The following is a 17910-nucleotide window of genomic DNA, read 5'->3' on the forward strand; positions in this document are numbered from 1 at the left end:
TGGGAGCTGGTTTAGCCTTAGCGTTTCAGTTGCTGAAACAGCACCCCACCGATGATGAGTATCAAGCCGATAACGGTTGAGATCATGATCGGTTCGTTGGCAATTGTAGCGAGCAATATCAGAGACAGAGGTGGCGACAGATAGACCAGATTGCTTAGCTGGGCTGTGTTATCGGTCATTCGCATCGCCTGCATCCACAGCAGAAAGGCAAACCCCATTTCAAAGGTGCCGATATAGATGCCGCCAGCGACCGCCTGCCAGGGGATCAACGTCATTTCACCCTGCAGTAGCAGAAGGACACTCAGAATGGGCAGGCTCAGGCCAAAACATAGTAGTAGTGAGACGACGGCGTCTCTGGGCTTGCGGGTATTCAGAATCCAGTAACTGGCAAAAAAAACTGAACTGCCCAGCCCCAGAGCGACCCCCAGGGGGTTTCTGAACTCCAGTGCCAGCAGATCTCCCCGGGTCGCGATAACCAGCACTCCGCCGTAAGCCAGCAGAATGCTGATCACGTTTTTCAGGGTGAATTTTTGTCCCAGAAACGGTACTGCGAGAATGCTCAGCACCACCGCCCAGGTATAGTTCAGTGCCTGGGCCTGTTGCGCTGGTAGCCTATCGTATGCGGCGAACAGAATCAGATAATAAAGGGTTGGATTGAGCAGTGCTAACAGCAGAAAGTAACCGGGTGACTCTTGCAGATACTGGCGTGCCAGGGGAAGTTTACGCTGCGCAATGGTGGCTACCGAGAGAATAACAAAGGTCGTGGTTACAGCGATCCAGAGCATCTGCAACGGGCTGATGATAGACAATGTCAGCTTAAATGCGGTGGCCACAGTGGACCACATCAGCACCACAGAGAGTGCCAGAATAAGTGAGGTGCGGCTCAACGTGTTGTCTCAGAACAGATCAAAGCAGCTTCGATTCGATGTCTTTGACATCTTCCATCACGACAAAGGTGCTGGTTTGAGTGACATAGGGCAGAGAGGAGATTTTTTCCCCGAGCACTTCGCGATAGGACTCCATTCCTGTGGTGCGGACTTTAAGCAGGTAATCAAAATTAGCGGCGATCATATGGCATTGTTCGATCTCAGGAATTTCACGAACGGCAGCGTTGAATGCGTGCAAGGCTTTGGTTTTGGTATCACTCAGCGTTACCTGAACAAAGGCGACATGCTTTGTCCCGAGTTTTTTCTGGTCGACCAGAGCGATGTAACCGAGGATATAACCCTGTTCTTCCAGACGCTTCATACGGATCTGGCAGGGTGTTTTCGACAGACCGACCCGAGAAGCCAGTTCTGTGACTGTGATACGGGCATGTTTCTGCAGCTCACGCAGAATCGCCATATCCAGCTTGTCCAGTTTATCCAAATTATCCATACGATTTCACAGTTCTGGTTGTTCGTTTGTTTATTTGATCGTTATGAGAAGGATACGGCTAAAAAAAATAAAAATACAGTGAAAAAGACTTCTATTCTTTTCCTATACTTTGATATTAACTAATACGTCCCGTTTTTTATGCCTATCCTATTACTCATACAGGAATAAGAAAAATGGGGTATCAGCGCCAACACCTCTGTTTCTTGGGCGTTGTATCAGCCGATACAGAGAATAATAACAATCCGGTACCTGCCGGGCGTCGCGAGTGCTATCTGGAGTCTATACAAAATGCATGATTTATTGGGACTGACCAAATCTCAGATTATCGATCTGATCAGCGAAAAGCTCTCTGCTCAGGCGAGCAAGAGTATGCAAGCATCGATGCAACTGTTCACACAAAAGTTTTTTAGTGTCGCTGCGCCGGAAGAGTTGCAGAGCCGTTCACTTGAATATCTCTGCGCTACAGCGTTGTCATACTGGCAACTGCTGCAGGATTACAAAGCACCAGACCCCGATGTCAGAGTTTTCAACCCCGACTACGAACAGCACGGCTGGCACTCAAACCATACGGTGATACAGGTTCACAATGTGGATGTGCCGTTTCTGGTGGATTCCGTCAGAATGGAACTCAATCGTCGTGAGCTGGCGATACTGAGCATTAATAACTGTGTCCTGGCATGCGAACGAACCCGCACCCACAAGCTTAAAAATCTTAAATCGGCCCGTGAACGTGATGAAAATACTCAGGTTGAATCGCTGATCTATCTGGAGATTGAACGTCACTCCGATCAGGCAACTCTGGATGAGATACGTGATGGTCTGTTAAGAGTGCTGGCTGATGTGAAAGCCGTGGTCGATGATTTTCTGCCCATCAAAGAGAAAGGGCAGGAAATTAAAGAGGAGTTGCGGCTGCGTGATGCAAACAACCCTGAGATTAAAGAGATCCGTAAACTGCTGGACTGGTTAATGGATGAGAACTTTATCTTCCAGGGCTATGAAGAGGTTGCTATTCGCCAGGAAGAGGGAAAGGTTTTTGCTGATACGGTTAAAGGTTCGCAACTGGGTACCCAGCGCAACACGACGGTATGTAAAGAGCTGAGTCATCTGGAACAGCAGTTTGTGCTGGCTGAGAAGGTGGCAATGTTCAGTAAAGATGTGGTGCGCTCCACGGTGCACCGGCCGGTGTACCGGGATCTGGTCATAATTAAGCGGTTTGATGAGCAGGGGCGGGTGTGCGGAGAGTGTCGTTTCTACGGCCTGTATACCTCTTCGGTCTTCCTGACCAATCCGTTGCGGATTCCTGTAGTGCGGCTGAAACTGATCAGTATTCTTTCTGAGTGTGGTTTTGAACCGGGTGGTCACAGCCATAAAGCACTGGTGCAGATCCTGACCGATATGCCCCGGGAAGAGCTGATTCTGGCACAAACCAGCGATCTGAAGCAGACCAGCTTTGGTATCTTTAATATGCAGGAGCGTCGTCGGGCCTGCCTGTTTGTCCGCCAGGATACCAGTAAGCGTTTTTATTCCTGCCTCTACTATATCCCCCGCGACCTGTATACCACCAAACTGCGAAACTCGGTATTAAACCTGCTGTATAAAGGGTTGCATGGGCGGGATTATGAAGCCAACTCTCAGATCTCTGAATCGGTTTTGTCCCGCACCCATTTCGTTATCTATGCGGATCCCGATCAGCAGGTTGAAGTTGATCTGAGAGCCATTGAAGCCAGGATTCTGGAGATTTCACGTTCCTGGGATGATGATCTGAATCTCAACCTGATTGAAACCTACGGCGAAGAGAAGGGCAGCCGCTTTGTCAACCGTTTCAGTGGTGGTTTCAGCTCTGCTTATAAAGAGAACTTCTCCACGGGTAACGGAGTGTATGATCTCCAGCATATCTCTTATCTGCAGTCGCCGGATGCGATTGCCATGAGTTTTTACCGCTCATTTGAAGAAGCAGAGGGGATTCTGAAGTTTAAGCTGTTCAGTGTTGATCGTCCTCTGGTGTTGTCCGAAGTGATCCCGCTGTTGGAAAACCTGGGGCTTAAAGTGCTGAGTGAACACCCTTATGTGGTGACTGACCGGGATGGTAAACAGTTCTGGATCAGCGATTTCCGGGTTAGTTACGGACCGCAGGCCGTGGTTGAGCTGGATAAGGTGAAAGTGATTCTGCAGGAAGCCTTTGCCAGAGTCTGGGATGGGCAGGCTGACAGTGATGAGTTTAACCGTCTGGTTATTTGCGGCAACCTCAACTGGCGTGAAGTCGCCATGCTGCGAGCCTATGGTCGCTATATTAAACAACTGCGTTTCGGCTTCTCTCAGCCGTTTCTGGCGGATGTTCTGGTGCGTAATGTTGACATTAGCCGGCAGTTGGTAGAGCTGTTCCGCTGCCGTTTTCAACCTGGCCAACAGAATCCTGGTCAGGAAGAGAAAATCGAGCAGAATATCCTCAGCGCGCTGGACGGGGTTAGCAGCCTTGATGATGATAAGATCCTGCGTCGCTTTATGGTGGTCATTAAAGCGACCCTGAGAACCAACTTTTACCAGCAGAAAGCAGGAGAAGATAAATCATACTTCTCTTTCAAAATTGATTCTCAGTCGATTCCGGATATTCCGCAACCGAAACCGAAGTTCGAAGTATTTATCTATTCACCCCGCATTGAAGGGGTACACCTGCGGGTGGGTAAAGTTGCCCGGGGTGGTCTGCGCTGGTCCGACCGGATGGAGGATTATCGCACCGAGGTGCTGGGGCTGGTGAAAGCTCAGCAGGTGAAAAACTCGGTCATCGTACCGATGGGCGCCAAGGGCTGCTTTATCTGTAAGCGGATGCCGGATACCGCTGATCGGGAAGTGATTCAGGCCGAGGGTATCGAGTGTTATAAAACCTATATTCGCGGATTGCTGGATATCACCGATAACCTGATTGCCGGTGAAGTGGTTCACCCTGAATCGGTGGTGCGCCATGATGAGGATGACCCCTATCTGGTGGTTGCCGCAGATAAGGGCACCGCAACCTTCTCCGATATCGCTAACTCGATTTCCGAAGAGTATGGTTTCTGGCTGGGTGATGCGTTTGCGTCCGGCGGCAGTCAGGGGTACGACCATAAGGGAATGGGGATTACTGCCCGGGGGGCCTGGGAGTCGGTTAAACTTCACTTCCGGGAGAAGGGGGTCAACACTCAGTCTGAGCCGTTTACTGTGATTGGTATTGGTGATATGGCGGGTGATGTGTTTGGTAATGGTATGTTGCTCTCTGAAACGATCAGTCTGGTAGCGGCGTTTAACCACATGCATATCTTTATCGATCCCGATCCTGATGTTGCCAGCGCATTTGTTGAACGGAAACGGATGTTTGAACTGCCACGATCCAGTTGGGCAGATTATAACAGCAAGCTGATCAGTAAAGGTGGAGGGGTGTTTGCCCGGTCGGCTAAATGGATCGATATTTCACCCCAGATGAAAAAGCGCTTTGCGATCTCCGCTGATCGCCTGGCCCCGAATGATCTGATCAACGCCTTGTTGAAAGCCCCCGTTGATATGTTGTGGAACGGCGGTATCGGAACCTACGTTAAAGCGACTCAGGAAAGCCATGCCGATGTTGGCGATAAAGCTAATGACAGCGTGCGGGTCAATGGTTGTGAGCTGAGATGCAAAGTGTTGGGCGAGGGAGGCAATCTGGGGTTCACCCAGTTAGGACGGATCGAATTTGCTCTCAATGGCGGTTCGTCTAACACCGACTTTATCGATAATGCCGGCGGTGTGGACTGTTCCGACCACGAAGTGAATATCAAGATTTTGCTGAATGAACTGGTCAGCCAGGGTGATATGACGATGAAACAGCGTAATCAGCTGTTACGTGATATGACCGATGATGTCGCAGAGCTGGTGCTGAAAAACAACTACCGACAGGCGCAGGCACTGAATATCGCTGAGGCTTTTTCCCGGGAGTCCCTCGATGATTATATCCGCCTGATTAAAAGCCTGGAACGGGAGGGTAAACTGAATCCGGAGCTGGAGTTTTTACCCACGGAGAAACAGCTTATACAGCGCCGCGAGCAGGGGCAGGGGTTAACCCGGCCCGAGTTGTCAGTATTGATCTGTTATGCGCGGATTGAGTTGAAGCAGGCGCTGATTAATTCCTGGATTACCGAGGATGAAGGCTTTTCCAGAGAGATGGAGACGGCGTTTCCGGCGCGTTTGCTGAAGGAGTTTCCTGAGGCAATGCATAACCACCGTCTGCATCGGGAGATTACCGCCACTCAGATCGCCAATGATCTGATTAACCGGATGGGAATCACCTTTGTAAATAACCTCAGTACGGCGATCGGTGTCAGCTATGCTCAGATCGCAGCGGCATATATGGCAGCCCGTGAGATCTTTAATATTGAGCATCAGTGGCAGCAGATTGAAGCACTGGACAATCAGATACCAGCGGATCTGCAGGTTGCCATGATGCGGGACCTGATTCAGCTGCTTGGCCGGGGTACGCAGTGGTTGCTGAGACATCATCGTGACAGTCTCAGTATGCAGGGCTGTCTGGAGGTTTATAAACCAGCCATTGACCAGGTAGTGGTTTCTGATAAACAGATCCATAAAGTGATTCCAGCCGATCGTCTGAAGGAAAAATATGAGAGTTATACCGGAGCGGGAACTCCGGGTCAGTTGGCAGCCTTCTGTGCCGCCAGTGAAAATATTTACTGGTTGCTGGATGTGATCGATGTTGCCCGCGAAACCAATGAGGATGTTGAGCAGGTAGCGAGCACCTATTTTGGTGTGGGGACCAGCCTCAATCTGATCTGGCTGGATAAGCAGATCCGTCAGTTTGTTGCGGTTAACCACTGGCAGGCACTGGCCAAAAACAGTTATCGGATTGAACTGGATAACCAGCATCGGGCACTGACACTGAAAGTTCTGCAGACAGGGGAGCCGGGAAGTAGTGTCAAACAGCGGCTGGAGCGCTGGCAGCAGGAGCGGGCGGTGCATCTGGAGCGTTGGCATTACACGCTCAAGGATATTCAGAATACCAAACTGATTGACTGCTCGATTTTCGCAGTGGCGCTGAGTGTGCTGCTCGAACTTCGTTAACGCAACCATCATTGTAAAAAGCGGGGTCGGCATCTGTCGGCTCCGCTTTTTTTATGTCTGAAAAGCAGGTGTCTGTGATGCGGTACTCTGTTTGAATAAAAACCTACAAAATCTCACTTAAATAAAAGGATGTTCTTTTATTTTTGTTTAAATAGGAAAAAAGGCTGCTTTTTGTTCTGTAAGCTATGTCGCTTCACTGTCTGCATTTGGGTACTACATAGTATCGCAGCACAGACTCTGTGTTTCAGCGTTTGCTCACTGAGGTGGCAGATGGGGGGAAGCAGGCTTTCTGAGCCTGTCTGAAACATACAAAATGCCGGTGGCGATACCGGTTATAACAATAATTGAATCTGCAACCTGTGCACTGTACGGCTATGTAGTTTGCCAGCGCAGATGTGGTTAGCAGATTCTAAAATCGATGAGGCTTATGCATGATAATAACACTGACCTTTATTATCTATCTGGTTCTGATGTTGGCGATAGGGGTTGTTGCTTATCGTCGCACCAAGGATCTTTCTGATTATGTACTGGGGGGGCGGAATCTCGGAGCATTTCCCAGTGCGCTGAGTGCCGGTGCATCCGATATGAGTGGCTGGCTACTGATGGGGTTGCCAGGTTATGCAATGTCTGCAGGTTATGGATCGTTCTGGCTGGCGGGTGGTCTGCTGGTGGGGACATGGCTGAACTGGCTGATCGTTGCGCAGCGACTGAGGGTCTATTCCGCGCAGGCTGAAGATTCGCTGACGTTGCCAGCATTTTTCGAAAAGCGTTTTAATGACAGCAGCCGCAGTCTTCGTGTCGTATCGGCCTTCTTTGTATTGGTTTTTTTCCTGTTTTACACCAGCTCAGGCCTGGTTGCAGGTGGCAAGCTGTTTGAAACAGTATTCGGATTCGATTATACCCTGGCGGTATTGCTGGGCGCTGTTGCTGTTATCTCCTATACGCTGTTTGGCGGTTATCTGGCGGTTTGCTGGACCGATGTGGTGCAGGGCCTGCTGATGGTTGGCGCCCTGTTGCTGGTACCTCTGTTTGCCATTGGTGAGCTGGGGGGGATGAGCCAGACGCTGGCGGCCGTCAACGCCAAAAATCCTGAATTGTTGAATATGTTTACCGAGGCGGATGGCAGCTCTATCACGCTTATCGGTACGTTGTCGCTGCTGGGCTGGGGACTGGGTTATTTTGGTCAGCCTCACATTCTGGCGCGATTTAAGGGGATTTCCAGCAAAGACGCTGTTCCCTCCGCCCGTCGCATTGCGGTTATCTGGTCAGCTTTTTCCATGGCTGGGGCTTGCCTGATCGGGCTGGCAGCCATCGGTTATCTGCCTGATGGTCTGGGGGATAATGAGACCGTCTTTATGGTTATGGTTGATGCGCTGTTCCATCCGCTGATTGCCGGGATTCTGTTGGCGGCAATTCTGGCGGCCGTTATGAGTACTGCAGACTCTCAGCTGCTGGTGTCCTCCTCTGCACTGGCTGAGGACTTTTATAAAGCCCTGTTCAATCAGGAAGCTTCCCAGGAAAAACTGGTCATGGTTGGTCGTTTTGCGGTGATTGCGATAGCGGTTATTGCGACTTTCTTTGCGCTGGATAAAGATTCCAAGGTGCTGAGTCTGGTGTCTTACGCCTGGGCTGGTTTTGGGGCTGCTTTTGGCCCGGCCCTGATTATGTCGCTGTACTGGAAACGTATGAACACGGCAGGAGCGTTGGCGGGGATTATTGTCGGTGGTGTCACAGTTGTGGTATGGAAGCAGCTGACTGGCGGATGGTTTGATCTGTATGAGATTATTCCTGGCGTTGTATTCGCGTTCATCGCTATTGTTGTTGCAACTCTGGCGACAGCGGCTCCGGCCCGATCCGTGACTGAGCGTTTTGAAAGTGTCGTAGCGGAAATAAAAGACTAGACTTATTCTGAATAGCATAAAGCCCCATTAGGGGCTTTTTTTATGTCTATAAGATGTTTTTTAACGTGATTCTTTAGGGTTAATTGTCTAAATATTTTTTACTTAACGAGACTTAATTTTTGTTTTTGTTTAAAAAATATGACAATTACTTAAAAAATATAACTTTATAGTGAAAACGACTTTATGGGACTGTTTAGAATGGGGTACATGAATCGTTCTTGCAATGAAAATGGGTAAATACGCAAACAGCAGAACCAGAGCAGAGCTGTTTTCAAGCAGATTTTTAAAAGGTGAAACTATGACAAAAACAACTGACCAGTGCCGTACCGAAATACGTGAGCACTACCTTGCAAACGAGACTCAGGTTATCCGTGGTCTTATGGCAAATGCGCGTATGACAGCAGAAGATCGTAAGCAGATCTCTGCCAATGCTGCGCAACTGGTAACCACAGTTCGTAATGAAAGTTCGCCTTCGATGATGGAAAAATTTCTGGGTGAATACGGCCTCACCACCAAAGAGGGTGTGGCTCTGATGTGTCTGGCGGAAGCACTGCTGCGGGTGCCTGACTCAATGACAATCGATGCGTTGATTGAAGATAAAGTGGCATCGGGTAACTGGGGCGAGCACCTGGGTAAATCCAAATCTTCACTGGTGAACTCCTCAACCTGGGCGTTGTTGCTGACGGGTAAGCTGATTGCGCCTGCTGAAGATAAAGGAGTTACGCAGACGCTACGCGCCATGGTTAAGCGCCTGGGTGAGCCCGTTGTGCGTACTGCCGTGGGCCAGGCGATGAAAGAGCTGGGCCGCCAGTTTGTACTCGGCCGTACGATTGAGGAAGCGACCAAGAATGCCCGTAAGCTGGAAAAACAGGGTTATTCCTATTCTTACGATATGCTCGGTGAAGCCGCGCGTACCGATGCCGATGCACTGCGCTATCATCAGGCATACAGTGTTGCTATCGGGAAGCTGGCTCCGGCGTGCATCCACTCTGATATCCGCATGAATCCGGGGATCTCTGTTAAGCTTTCTGCGCTGCATGCCCGCTATGAGTTTGGTCAGAGAGAACGGGTGATGACTGAACTGGTTGAACGTACTAAAACCCTGGCCCTGCAGGCGAAAGAAGCTAACATGGGCTTCAATATCGATGCTGAAGAGCAGGACCGTCTGGATCTGTCGCTGGATATTATCGAAGCGGTTTTGTCCGATGAGGCTCTGGCTGGCTGGGATGGCTTTGGTATTGTGGTACAGGCTTTCGGCCCCCGTGCCTCTTTTGTGCTTGACTGGCTTTATGCCCTGGCGACCCGCCTGGATCGTAAAATTATGGTGCGTCTGGTGAAGGGGGCTTATTGGGATGCTGAGATTAAGCGCTCTCAGGAGTTGGGTCTGGATGGTTTTCCGGTGTTCACCCGGAAGGTCAACTCCGATGTCTCCTATCTGTGTTGCGCCGAAAAACTGTTGGCGATGACCGATCGCATTTATCCGCAATTTGCCACTCACAATGCTCACTCTGTATCCGGTATTCTGCATCTGGCCCGTGATCTGGATAACAAGCAGTTTGAGTTTCAGCGCCTGCACGGCATGGGTGAATCATTGCACGATACGGTGTTGAAGGGTGAAGGTACCCGTTGCCGTATCTATGCACCGGTAGGTGCTCACCGTGATCTGCTGGCTTATCTGGTACGCCGGCTGTTGGAAAACGGTGCAAACAGCTCGTTCGTCAACCAGATTGTCGATACCCGGATTAAACCTGAAGATATCGCCCGTGATCCGTTTTCTGTGGTTGAAGCGATGGGAGAGAATATCAGCAGTACTGCTATCTCCCGCCCGGTTGCTCTGTTTGGCGACAAGCGTAAGAATGCGAAGGGCTGGGATATTACCGATCCGGTAGCCATTGCCGAGCTTGAGGCGCAACAGGCTCAATTCAAAACCGCACAGTGGCATGCTGCCCCGGTGATTGCAGGTGCTTCACAGGGGGGCGAAAGCAGTGCAGATTATAACCCTGCATTGCCTGAAGACTGTGTCGGTCAGGTAGTGACTGCATCCCCTGAAGATATTGAAACGGCAATTGTCGCCGCTCAGAATGGCTATGCAAGCTGGTCACAGAAAAGTGCTTCAGAACGCGCTGATTGCCTGCGTAAAGTGGCTGATCTGTTTGAGCAGAATGCACCGGAACTGTTTACACTGGCAACCCGTGAAGCGGGTAAAACCCTGCGTGATGCCGTAGGCGAAGTGCGTGAAGCGGTGGATTTTGCCCGTTTCTATGCCAATGAAGCTGAGCGTAATGAGTCCGCCGGTGAAGCGCGTGGTGTGATTACCTGTATCTCTCCCTGGAACTTCCCGCTGGCTATCTTCTCCGGTCAGGTGCTGGCTGCTATCGCTGCCGGAAATGCCGTTCTGGCTAAGCCCGCTGATCAGACGCCTTTGATTGCAGCCCGGGCCGTTGAGCTGATGCATGAGGCCGGGATTCCTGCCGATGTGATCCAGTTGCTGCCGGGTAGTGGTGTTGCTGTCGGCGCCCCGCTGACCTCTGATAGCCGTATCGCGGGTGTCTGCTTTACCGGATCTACGGTAACGGCACAGCGGATCAACCGGGTGATGGCGGAAAATATGGCTCCTGACGCACCGCTGGTGGCTGAAACCGGTGGTATGAACGCCATGATCGTCGATTCCACTGCACTGCCTGAACAGGTCGTACGTGATGTTCTGGCGTCCTCTTTTCAGAGTGCCGGACAGCGCTGTTCCGCGCTGCGGGTTCTCTATCTGCAGAAAGATATTGCTGACAACCTGCTGGAGATGCTGTTCGGTGCGATGGATGAGTTGCGACTGGGTGATCCCGCACTGCTGAGCACTGATGTAGGCCCGGTCATCGATCAGGCTGCAAAAGCTAAGATAGAGGCTCATTGCGCCAAGTATGCGGCCAGGGGACGGGTCCTGAAATCTCTCTCAATCCCCGAGCAGGGGCTGTTTGTCGCACCAACCGTCATCAAACTCGACAGTATCTCTGAACTGGAGGAGGAGATCTTCGGACCGGTGCTGCATGTTGTTACCTTTGAGGCAGAGAATATCAATAAAGTGGTCGATGCGATTAACGCCACCGGGTACGGTCTGACCTTTGGTCTGCATACCCGGGTTGATAACCGTGTAGCGCAGATCTGCAACCGTATCAGGGTCGGTAACATCTATGTTAACCGTAACCAGATTGGGGCCATTGTGGGATCCCAGCCATTTGGTGGCGAAGGCTTGTCCGGCACCGGACCAAAAGCAGGTGGGCCTGAGTACGTGAAGCGCTTTATGCAGACTGAAACTGCTGCACCGGTACCGTCTAAGCTGATTCCGGCGGTTACCGCGGGGGCCCTGCAACCGGCCATCGATAGCCTGAACAATAGTAAGTGGGCTATGGATACCCGCCGGATTGAGAAGCTTAAAGAGTTGTTCAACGGGGCAGATATCCTGTTCTCTTCACTGGAGCATGAACCCCAGCCAATGCCCGGACCGACCGGGGAGCTTAATGTGCTTTCCACCCATGCCAGAGGCACTGTGCTCTGTCTCGGACCAGATCTGAAAAGTGCTATGCATCATGCGCTTCTGGCTCTGTCACAGGGTAATGCCGTTGTGGTTATCGCTCCCGGGGCTGAGGCCGAATGTCAGGCCGCTATCGCCGGTGGTTTACCGGTCCGTGCGATCAGTGGGTTAGTGGAGCCTCAGGCTTTGGCGACAGTATCCGGGTTCGCTGCGGTTGCCAGCTGTGCCGACACGGCTGTTCTGCAAGCTTACCGTGTAGCTCTGGCGTCCCGTGACGGGGTATTAATCCCCCTGATTACTGAGCGTAATGCATCTGAGCGTTTCACTCTCGAACGCCACCTCTGTATTGATACTACTGCTGCAGGGGGGAACGCCAGTCTGATCGCAGCATCTGAGTAACTCACGGCTGCTCAGGTGATCTCTCAGTGAAGTATCGCTGTTATATTTCAGTGATACTTCACCTCTGCAATCCTTTCTCCGCGGGATTGTTGATCTGTCGGAATAGTGTGTTTCTATCACCGGCTTTATGCCCCTCCCTGTGAGGGGCTTTTTTCGTTCAGACGCCACTCATTCCCGGTATAAACAGTTCACCATTTCGTGTAATACCGTGATTATTTCTACTTGCTCTTTCAGCAGGATATGAGCCAGCCGGTTGAGGGGCATATCGCAAATGCTTTGGCTTTACAGGATTACGTACATTTTCAATCTGAGAGTTTTCCAGATGAGCGTTTAGTGCTAATCTCGGGTACCCGCTGTTTAAACAGAGGGCTTTTACAACAAGGAGTTAGTTGTGGCGGTGATGAAAGGATCGACCAGTGATTTTCTGCATAATAATGTCAAGGTATTCCGTTCCCGGGTGTCAAAAACCGCCTGGCAGGGGATCTCTGTTGCCCTCCTGGCGCTGATTATCGCCAATGTTACCGTGGCGTATCTTGAGTTCGGTACTATCAGCATTGCCAGTATAGTTGCCGTTCAGAAGACTAACTTCGCACTCTGGATTCTCGATGGGATCCCCTTTGTATTCGCCTTCTGGGGACAGTATTCCAGTACCGTACTCGCTTATGAAGCCAGCGCTATGGTGATGGACCAGACTCAGGAGTTGCGGGATAAAGCCGATAGTTTTGAGAAGCAGGCCCGTCACAGTGTGACCCATGATCTGCTGACCGATCTGCCAAACAAAGAGCTGTTTTATGATCGGGTTGAACAGCTGATCGTTTCACCCCGCAGGCATACTGTTTTTTCTGTGCTTCTGGTGGAGGTTTCCAACTATAAAGAGATCAGCGATACCCTGGGCCGCAACAGCAGTGACAGCCTGATCAAGCAGATTGCTGTACGTCTTGAAAGTGCCTTTCCTGCACCGTTTACCATCGCCCGGCTGGAAAATAACACCTTCAGTCTGCTGGTGAATGAAAATCTGGATGAGAAAGCGGTACTGGAGCTGGCGGATAGTGTTCACCGGGTGCTGCACGATGTGTTCTATATCGAGCAGATCAAACTGGCGGCCCAGGTTAATGTAGGTATTGTGCATTTTCCCCACCATGGTACGGATGTTGATACGCTGGTTCAGCGAGCCGGGATTGCGCTCTATATGGCTCAGAACGCTAATAAGGGTAGTGCGGTATACGATTCTTCGTTTGATGCTCATAGTCCCAAACAGTTAACACTGATGAGTGAGCTTCACCATGCGATAGAGAACCGCGAACTGGAGCTTTTTTATCAGCCTAAAATCAGCGTGTTGGATAACCGGGTGCTGGGCGCTGAAGCTTTGGTGCGCTGGAATCATCCGAAGTATGGTTTACTTTATCCGGACCAGTTTATCCCGCTGATGGAACGCTCCAGGCTTATCCAGGGGTTGACCATGTGGGTGATCCAGGAAGGCTTTGCTCAGTGTGCCGAATGGCATCAGGCTGATCTGGAGGTTGCGCTGTCGATCAATCTTTCCGCTAAAGATCTCAATAATCCAGAATTGCCCGATCTTATCTCTGGTATTAAAGGGGCTGTTGGTATCAACCCGGCCTGGATAACGCTGGAGATTACCGAAAGCTCAATCATGACCGACCCTGATGCCGCAATGGCTATTATTCATCGTATCCATGATATGGGATTTCAGTTCTCTATCGATGACTACGGCACCGGTTACTCATCGCTCTCTTATCTGAAACGTTTGCCTCTGAAAGAGCTTAAAATCGACCGTTCATTTGTTGCCGATATTTTGCGTGATGAAAGTGATGCCCTCATCGTAAATGCCACCATCAATCTGGCGCATAACCTCGGTTTAGAGGTGACAGCAGAAGGGGTGGAGGATATGGAAACACTGGCTCTGCTGAAACAGGAGGGGTGCGATCTGGCACAGGGTTTCTGTCTGGGAAAACCGATGCCCCAGGCGGAGTTTGTTCAGTGGTGTCAGGAAAGAGTTTGACGCGTTGTTACCCACCTCTTAACCGACAATATCCAGTTCCCGTTGCTTAAACGTTACCCCTCGCTGTCGCGCAAGTTCTCTGCAGGCGTCGATATCGACTCCGTCCAACCCGTTGATTGCACTGGCGCTGACATCACTGATGTACTCGGGAGCGAGGGCAACAAACTCCAGCATTGCAGCATATGAACCCGGAAGTATGGGGTGGCAGTGATGGATGTAGACTGCTTCATTCTGGGCATTCAGGGAGACAGATAAAGCATCGATACACTGGCCCAGCTCTGGCAGAATGTTACGCTTATTAACCAGATTGCCAAGGCCATCAGTATTTAACCGGGTTTGTCCACCGTGCCGCTTAACCCAATGAGCGATCTCCAGTAGCGGCTTAAGACGCAACGTAGGTTCTCCATAACCACAGAACACGACACAATCATACTGTGTTGGATCCCCAATCAGATCGATGATCTGTTGTGCCTCAGGCCTGACTTCCAGCGCCAGATCGTAGCCTTTTACCTCAGTACTGCCATTATGCTTTGGGCAGAACTGGCAGGCCAGGGTGCAGCGGTCGGTCAGATTGATATAGAGATTATTTTCAATCTGATAGACCAGCGTTTCATCCGTTGGAATGCTCTGATGCTGTATCGGTTTATTAGGCTTTAGCTTTTCTGTTGCAACCTTTGCCGGTGAAGCGTGCTCAGACAGGTATTGCTCAGCGCTGTTTTTCAGAGAATGCATGAATCGATCCGAAAGAGTGTGAGCGACAGAGAATAGCATAACTGATTCCTGGGATGATGACTGGCGTCAAGGAGCTGCCATTCGGGGGGGAATTCATCAACTCTTCACTTTAATATCGGTCATTTTGTATATATGATTAAACATATATATGGTTTTGGGTATATGTACGATGCATCCTGTTGATCTGTTTAAGTGTCTTGCGGATGAAACCCGTCTGAAGTCGGTGTTGCTGATTAAACAGCAGAAGGAACTGTGCGTCTGTGAACTGATCGCCGCGTTAGAACTGAGTCAGCCGAAAGTATCCCGCCATCTGGCGCAACTGAAAAAAGCGGGCTTGCTCAGTGATCGGCGTCACGGTCAGTGGGTATTCTACCGGCTCAACCCGGACCTTCCCGGTTGGTGCCGCAATATTCTCTGGGAAACTATGGTGACAAACCCGGGCTATATTGCTGAAGAGAAACAGCGCTTAACTCAGATGGGCGACCGTCCGGACCGTAACAGAACATTCTGTTAAACAGAGGAGGCTCCATGTTCGAAATATTCACCCGCTTAGCCGACTGGCTTGTTTACCATCTTGCGGGTTTGTCAGCAGATACCAGGATGGGACAGGCGCTGCACTTCTTTGTTGAAGATACGGTGAAAATCTTTGTCCTGCTGGTGGTGATGATCTACCTGATCGCACTTCTGAGGGCGTCACTCAATGTTGAACGGGTGCGGGATTTTCTGGCTGGAAAACATCGTGGAGCAGGCTATCTGATGGGCGCTGGTTTTGGTGCGGTGACACCCTTTTGTTCCTGCTCCAGCATCCCGGTTTTTCTCGGGTTCACGTCAGCCGGGATACCGGTGGGTATTACCATGGCATTTCTGCTGACCTCGCCTCTGATCAACGAAGTTGCGGTACTGTTGCTATTGAGTCTGCTGGGATGGAAGTTTACCGCTGTATATATTCTGGTGGGAATGGCTGTTGGAATCGCCGGGGGCTTTTTCCTCGACGCCATTAAGGCTGAACGCTGGTTGCAGTCGTTTGCTGCAAAAGCGCTGGAGCGAGGCAAACAGAGCGGACCGGTCAGTTCTGCTTCAGCATCGACTCTGTCGATGGCTGAACGGCATCAGTTTGCCCGTGATGAAACACTGGAGATCTTTGGCCGGGTGTGGAAGTGGGTGATTATCGGTGTGGGTCTGGGTGCGGCGTTGCATGGCTTTGTACCGGATGGCTGGATAGAAGCTAATCTGGGGGATGGGCAGTGGTGGACTGTGCCTGCGGCAGTAGCGCTAGGTATCCCGCTTTACTCGAATGCGACCGGTGTTATCCCGGTGATGGAGAGTCTGATTACCAATGGCCTGCCGATCGGCACAACCCTGGCATTTTGTATGAGTACAGTGGCGGCCAGTTTTCCTGAATTTATCCTGCTGAAACAGGTGATGCAGTGGCGTTTACTGGCGATTCTGTTTGCCATGCTGCTGTTTGCTTTCACCCTGATTGGCTGGATCTTTAATTTTCTTTTCCCGGTGTTGTGATTGTTGGGAAAGGAGATAAAACCAAGGAGCGCGTGATGAAAAATATCAAAGTATTGGGTAGTGGTTGTACTAAATGCACAAAAACAGCCGAGCTGATTGAGAAGCTGGCAACCGAACTGGGTGTCGAGGCGATGGTGCAGAAAGAGACCGATGTTCAGGTGATTATGGCGTACGGTGTTATGCGGACACCGGCAGTTGTGATCGACGAAGAGCTGGTACACAGCGGTAGTATTCCAACGCAGGCTGATGTTACCGGCTGGTTGCAGCCGTAATCAGACAGATTCAGAACACTATAACTGACCATAACAACCGTCATACAAGGTCGTTGCAAAGGGGGCAGAGCGGGTGACAATTAAAGTGGGTATTAACGGCTTTGGCCGGATGGGACGATTAGCACTGCGGGCCGCCTGGGAGTGGCCGGAGTTGGAGTTTGTGCAGATCAATGATCCGGCGGGAGATGCGGCAACGCTGGCACATCTGCTGATGTTCGATTCCGTACATGGGATCTGGAAGCATACAGCGATAGCGAACGCTGATAACAGTGAGATGCTTATTCAGGGTAAGCGGTTGCACTGTACCCGGAACAGGGCGATAGAAGATACCGACTGGTCTGGCTGCGATATTGTGATTGAGGCCTCCGGCGTGATGAAGAGCAAAGCGAAGTTACAGCCCTATCTTGATCAGGGGGTTAAGCGGGTCGTGGTGACTGCGCCGGTGAAAGAGGAGGGCGTACTTAATATCGTCATGGGGGTTAACCATCACCTTTATGATAAAGCGCTCTATCCAATTGTCACCGCCGCCTCCTGTACTACCAACTGTCTGGCACCGGCTGTAAAAGTGATCCATGAGAATCTGGGTATTAAGCATGGCTCCATGACGACGATTCACGATATCACCAATACCCAGACGATTCTGGATGCCCCCCATAAAGATCTGCGCCGGGCACGGGCCTGCGGTAGCAGTCTGATACCCACAACCACCGGGTCAGCCACCGCGATCACCCATATCTTTCCGGAGCTGAAGGGAAAACTGAATGGCCATGCGGTACGGGTACCGCTGGCAAACGCGTCGATTACCGATTGTGTCTTTGAGCTACAACGGGGCACGACCGAAGCTGAGGTCAATCAGTTGCTGAAACAGGCTTCAGAGGGCGAGCTAAAGGGGATACTGGGCTATGAGGAGCGGCCACTGGTCTCCGTGGATTATAAGACGGATCCCCGCTCTTGCATTGTTGATGCGCTGTCAACAATGGTGGTCAATGGTACTCAGCTAAAACTCTACCTCTGGTACGACAATGAATGGGGCTATGCCAACCGTACGGTCGAGTTGGTGCGGCTGGTGGCAGAACAGGAGTAGGT

11 protein-coding genes are annotated in these 17910 nt (G+C 50.9%); 8 read left to right on the forward strand and 3 right to left on the reverse strand.

The window, feature by feature from the left end; translation table 11 throughout:
• Nucleotides 1-17: 17 nt before the first annotated feature.
• Nucleotides 18-887, reverse strand: a complete 870-nt coding sequence (locus tag BMY09_RS01855) for a DMT family transporter (RefSeq protein ID WP_091353162.1) — start codon at nucleotides 885-887, stop codon at nucleotides 18-20.
• 19 nt (nucleotides 888-906) lie between these two features.
• Nucleotides 907-1368, reverse strand: coding sequence for an Lrp/AsnC family transcriptional regulator (locus BMY09_RS01860; protein ID WP_091353915.1), 462 nt, complete (start codon nucleotides 1366-1368; stop codon nucleotides 907-909).
• A 297-nt stretch (nucleotides 1369-1665) separates the two neighbouring features.
• Between BMY09_RS01860 and BMY09_RS01865 the strand changes: the two genes are divergently transcribed.
• The 4 genes from BMY09_RS01865 (at nucleotide 1666) to BMY09_RS01880 (ending at nucleotide 14302) form a co-directional block, all read left to right on the forward strand.
• The gene (locus tag BMY09_RS01865; protein ID WP_091353164.1) at nucleotides 1666-6459 is read left to right on the forward strand and encodes an NAD-glutamate dehydrogenase; all 4794 of its coding nucleotides are present in this window, start codon (nucleotides 1666-1668) and stop codon (nucleotides 6457-6459) included.
• Nucleotides 6460-6890: 431 nt separating this feature from the next.
• Nucleotides 6891-8360, forward strand: a complete 1470-nt coding sequence (gene putP, locus BMY09_RS01870; protein WP_091353166.1) for a sodium/proline symporter PutP — start codon at nucleotides 6891-6893, stop codon at nucleotides 8358-8360.
• A gap of 298 nt (nucleotides 8361-8658) precedes the next feature.
• Nucleotides 8659-12282, forward strand: coding sequence for a bifunctional proline dehydrogenase/L-glutamate gamma-semialdehyde dehydrogenase PutA (gene putA / locus BMY09_RS01875; RefSeq protein WP_091353918.1), 3624 nt, complete (start codon nucleotides 8659-8661; stop codon nucleotides 12280-12282).
• 400 nt (nucleotides 12283-12682) lie between these two features.
• Nucleotides 12683-14302, forward strand: coding sequence for a putative bifunctional diguanylate cyclase/phosphodiesterase (locus tag BMY09_RS01880; RefSeq protein WP_245756487.1), 1620 nt, complete (start codon nucleotides 12683-12685; stop codon nucleotides 14300-14302).
• Between the two features lie 18 nt (nucleotides 14303-14320).
• On the opposite strand, the gene BMY09_RS01885 is transcribed toward BMY09_RS01880, so the two are convergent.
• Entirely contained in the window at nucleotides 14321-15034 is a 714-nt protein-coding gene (locus tag BMY09_RS01885) for a TatD family nuclease-associated radical SAM protein (protein WP_091353168.1), read from the reverse strand.
• 169 nt (nucleotides 15035-15203) lie between these two features.
• On the opposite strand from BMY09_RS01885, the gene BMY09_RS01890 reads away from it, so the two are divergent.
• From BMY09_RS01890 to BMY09_RS01905, 4 genes are all read left to right on the forward strand, one after another.
• Complete coding sequence (locus BMY09_RS01890) at nucleotides 15204-15548, forward strand: metalloregulator ArsR/SmtB family transcription factor (RefSeq protein ID WP_091353170.1); 345 nt, start codon at nucleotides 15204-15206, stop codon at nucleotides 15546-15548.
• A 14-nt stretch (nucleotides 15549-15562) separates the two neighbouring features.
• Nucleotides 15563-16552, forward strand: coding sequence for a permease (locus BMY09_RS01895; RefSeq protein ID WP_091353172.1), 990 nt, complete (start codon nucleotides 15563-15565; stop codon nucleotides 16550-16552).
• 35 nt (nucleotides 16553-16587) lie between these two features.
• A complete protein-coding gene (locus BMY09_RS01900; protein WP_091353175.1) occupies nucleotides 16588-16824 on the forward strand; it encodes a thioredoxin family protein in 237 nt (78 codons plus the stop codon).
• Between the two features lie 73 nt (nucleotides 16825-16897).
• Entirely contained in the window at nucleotides 16898-17908 is a 1011-nt protein-coding gene (locus tag BMY09_RS01905; protein ID WP_091353178.1) for an ArsJ-associated glyceraldehyde-3-phosphate dehydrogenase, read from the forward strand.
• Nucleotides 17909-17910 lie beyond the last annotated feature (2 nt).

The sequence above is a fragment of the Amphritea atlantica genome, from assembly GCF_900111095.1.
Classification (GTDB): domain Bacteria; phylum Pseudomonadota; class Gammaproteobacteria; order Pseudomonadales; family Balneatricaceae; genus Amphritea; species Amphritea atlantica.

Excerpts from the sequence above, each read along its gene's own strand:
- BMY09_RS01865 (WP_091353164.1), top strand. The coding sequence starts at position 1,666 with ATGCATGATTTATTGGGACTGACCAAATCTCAGATTATCGATCTGATC.
- putP (WP_091353166.1), top strand. The coding sequence starts at position 6,891 with ATGATAATAACACTGACCTTTATTATCTATCTGGTTCTGATGTTGGCG.
- putA (WP_091353918.1), top strand. The coding sequence starts at position 8,659 with ATGACAAAAACAACTGACCAGTGCCGTACCGAAATACGTGAGCACTAC.
- BMY09_RS01880 (WP_245756487.1), top strand. The coding sequence starts at position 12,683 with ATGAAAGGATCGACCAGTGATTTTCTGCATAATAATGTCAAGGTATTC.
- BMY09_RS01885 (WP_091353168.1), bottom strand. The coding sequence starts at position 15,034 with ATGCATTCTCTGAAAAACAGCGCTGAGCAATACCTGTCTGAGCACGCT.
- BMY09_RS01890 (WP_091353170.1), top strand. The coding sequence starts at position 15,204 with ATGCATCCTGTTGATCTGTTTAAGTGTCTTGCGGATGAAACCCGTCTG.
- BMY09_RS01895 (WP_091353172.1), top strand. The coding sequence starts at position 15,563 with ATGTTCGAAATATTCACCCGCTTAGCCGACTGGCTTGTTTACCATCTT.
- BMY09_RS01900 (WP_091353175.1), top strand. The coding sequence starts at position 16,588 with ATGAAAAATATCAAAGTATTGGGTAGTGGTTGTACTAAATGCACAAAA.